4 protein-coding genes are annotated in these 3153 nt (G+C 46.5%); 2 read left to right on the top strand and 2 right to left on the bottom strand.

What is annotated here, in order from left to right:
• Positions 1–137, bottom strand: a 137-nt coding sequence (locus IM322_RS01590) for a helix-turn-helix domain-containing protein (RefSeq protein ID WP_287713080.1), incomplete at its 3' end; no start/stop codon positions are given.
• Between the two features lie 91 nt (positions 138–228).
• On the opposite strand from IM322_RS01590, the gene IM322_RS01585 reads away from it, so the two are divergent.
• Both IM322_RS01585 and IM322_RS01580 read left to right on the top strand, forming a co-directional pair.
• Positions 229–1482, top strand: coding sequence for an FIST signal transduction protein (locus IM322_RS01585; protein WP_287675530.1), 1254 nt, complete (start codon positions 229–231; stop codon positions 1480–1482).
• Between the two features lie 38 nt (positions 1483–1520).
• A complete protein-coding gene (locus tag IM322_RS01580) occupies positions 1521–2213 on the top strand; it encodes a Uma2 family endonuclease (protein WP_287675531.1) in 693 nt (230 codons plus the stop codon).
• Here the strand turns inward: IM322_RS01580 and IM322_RS01575 are convergent.
• On the bottom strand, positions 2210–2989 hold the full coding sequence (locus IM322_RS01575) for a DUF1350 family protein (RefSeq protein WP_004162891.1): 780 nt from the start codon (positions 2987–2989) through the stop codon (positions 2210–2212). The genes IM322_RS01580 and IM322_RS01575 overlap by 4 nt on opposite strands.
• Between the last annotated feature and the right edge of the window lie 164 nt (positions 2990–3153).

The raw sequence follows: 3153 nt of genomic DNA, 5'->3' as shown, positions 1-3153 counted from the left end.
TCTTGCTTTTCGTACCAAGCTTGTGTTCGTTCGTGGAGAGCTTTGTTGTAAACTAATCTTACACAGCCCAAAGTGCGCCGCAATAGCGACTCTTGTTCGGGTGTGGGGTAAAATCGGTAAGAATAGGCTTTTTCCATATTTTACATTCTGGCATATATCGTGTAAATGCGCTAATATTTAGCGGTAAAGCCGTCGTAGAACGACGGGGTTTCAGACCCAAAATTTTCGATGAGCGATCGCATCGAGTGGATTAATGCCCTATCAACCCGTCCCTCCCTAGAAGCGGCGGTGACGGAGGTAGTGGAAAAAGTGCAAGATAAATTAGTCGGATCGGCAGATTTAGCCATAATTTTTATTTCTTCTGCCTATGCCAGCGACTATCCCCGTTTAGTTCCCTTAATCTTGGATAAACTCCCCGTTCCTGTCCTGATCGGCTGCGGTGGGGCGGGGATTGTCGGCATGGATGACAGGGAAAAGGCGCGAGAAATCGAAGCGAGTCCGGCTTTAAGTCTCACCGTCGCCCATTTGCCCAATGTGGAAGTACAGCCTTTCTATATCGAAGCGGCGGAAATGCCCGATCTCGACAGTTCCCCCTCTAGTTGGACAGAATTATTAGGGGTAGAAGCGGCCAAAAATCCCCAATTTATCCTTTTAGCCGATCCTTTTTCCAGTCGCATCAATGATCTGTTAGAGGGTTTGGATTTTGCCTACCCCAGTTCGGCCAAAATCGGCGGTTTAGTCAGTGGTGGCATGATTGAACGTTCTGGGGGTCTATTCTACCACGATCAACAAAAACCCCGTAATACCTATCTCTATCGTCAGGGAACCGTAGGAATCGCCCTTTCTGGCAATATTATCGTCGAAACTATCGTCGCCCAGGGTTGTCGTCCCATCGGACCGATTTATCAGGTGAGTGAGGGAGAACGCAATATTATCCTCTCCATGACCGGTAAAGAGGCCGATGGGACTCCGCAACCACCTTTAAATCTACTGCGGGATTTAATTGCCTCCTTGAGGGAAAAAGACCGAGAATTAGCGCAAAACTCCCTTTTTATCGGTATTGCTAGGGATGAGTTTAAAATGCAGTTGCGGCCCGGGGATTTCTTAATTCGCAATCTTTTGGGAGTAGATCCCCGCCAAGGTGCGATCGCAATTGGCGATCGAGTTCGTCCGGGGCAGCGGGTACAATTTCACCTGCGCGATGCCGAGACTTCCGCCCTAGATTTAGAATTACTTTTGCAAGCTTTTGCCCAAGAAAAACCTAATAGTTCAGAGGTACTAGGGGCTTTAATCTTTTCCTGTCTCGGTCGCGGGGAAAATCTCTACGAAAAACCCGACTTTGATTCGGGTCTTTTTCAGCGTTATTTCGCCAATGTTCCCCTCGCCGGTTTCTTTGGCAATGGAGAAATCGGGCCAGTGGCCGGTCGCACTTTTCTACACGGTTATACCTCGGCCTTTGCCCTCTTTCGTCAGGGAATTTAATGTTATACTAGATAGTTAGTACGCTAGGGAGTAGAACAATGGTAAAAGCCCAATCTTTCTCTGAGTCGGAGATTATCTATGCCGATAGTGATGGTAAACCAATGGCCGATAATACCAAACAGTTTCGCTGGATTGTGACGATTAAGGAAAATCTCGAATGTTTATTCGCAGACAATGACCATGTGTTTATCGCCGGCGATCTGTTGTGGTATCCGGTCGAGGGGGATAATAAAATCTGTCAAGCGCCGGATGCTATGGTGGTGTTTGGCAGACCCAAGGGCGATCGAGGTTCCTATAAGCAATGGTTAGAGAACCAGATTGCGCCGCAGGTAGTCTTTGAAATTCTCTCTCCGGGCAACACTAAAGCGGAAATGCGCCGAAAATGGCAATTTTATCAGCGTTTTGGCGTAGAGGAATATTATCTCTATGATCCTGATGCTAATTATCTACAGGGTTGGTGGCGAAGGGGTGGTCAATTGGAGATGATTACCGGGATTGATAATTGGCAGAGTCCGCTTCTACAGATTCGTTTTCAACTGGAGAGTCCCCAGTTAGCTATTTTTTATCCCGATGGCTCCCGGTTTTTGACCACCCTAGAAATCAAGCAAAAGGCTGAATTAGCCGAACAGCAAGCCCAACAGGAACGTCAACGGGCCGAATTGGCTGAGGCAAAATTAGCCCGCATAGAGGCGCAATTACGGGCTATGGGGATTAATCTAAAGGAAAGCTAACGAGAGGCTGGAAGGACGGGATTTAACCAGTGGAGAATCTCATCTTTGAGACGGGAATTATCCCGGGCAAGTCCCTGTTTTAACCATTGGCCGATCGCATCGAGGGGAGTAAATACTTCTCCGGTTTGCCAACTGACATCTTGACTCAAGGGAGTGAGATGATTGCCCGGGAGAGTTCGCAGGGCAATTAAATCATTAAAGCGTTTTTTTAGCAGGGGATTTAAGACCAGAGATTGATCGATCGTGTCGTCTTGAAAACGGATTAAAAGATTGCGACGAATGGCATAATCTTGGAAAATTAACTCGTTTGTTTCTTCGGGAGAAGGGGTAAATTCGAGGTTAAAAGTGGTGTCAATTTGCAAAGGTTCGATAAAGGGAATAGCTCGACGAATGGGATAATTATTAAAGGAAATGAGGATATTTCCCGCCCGTTCCACTTCGTAGAGACTACCGATTAATAAATGTAGTTTACACCCCATACTGTGACCCAATCCGTAGATGGGGAGATAACCTTGGGGCAGACTATGATTCCAGCGCAGACGTTCAATAATATTATCAAAACGGTTTAAAACTGTGCGGGCGATCGATTTGTGATCGAGGGTATTAACAAAGGGAGTAGCAACAATAGCGTATCCTGAATTCCCAAGACTTTCTAATAACCAACGATAGGTAATATTCGGGGCCGCCGCCACAAATGCCCCCCCTAAAAAGTGAATGATACCCCGGGGACGACGGGGGAGAAAAACCCAATTACCTGCTATTTCTTGCCAATTCATACTAAATCCAGTTATTAAAGACTGATTATCTATTCCTCTTTTTGCATGAGTGTCTCTTGCATGAGTGCTTATCCTTATAAGTAGCCTATACTCAACGGATTTAGTATCATAATTAGGGTCTGCTGAAAAAGTTTTTCGGTGGGGGTTGGGGGTTGGGGGTTGGG

This window comes from Microcystis sp. M109S1, assembly GCF_020247025.1.
Taxonomy (GTDB): Bacteria; Cyanobacteriota; Cyanobacteriia; order Cyanobacteriales; family Microcystaceae; genus Microcystis.
Note: the sequence above shows the minus strand (reverse complement) of the source record. Positions and strands in the feature narration are given on the sequence as shown.

Bases quoted from the DNA above. Each gene is read 5' to 3' on its own strand.
- IM322_RS01585 (WP_287675530.1), top strand. From the start codon at position 229: ATGAGCGATCGCATCGAGTGGATTAATGCCCTATCAACCCGTCCCTCC.
- IM322_RS01580 (WP_287675531.1), top strand. From the start codon at position 1,521: ATGGTAAAAGCCCAATCTTTCTCTGAGTCGGAGATTATCTATGCCGAT.
- IM322_RS01575 (WP_004162891.1), bottom strand. From the start codon at position 2,989: ATGAATTGGCAAGAAATAGCAGGTAATTGGGTTTTTCTCCCCCGTCGT.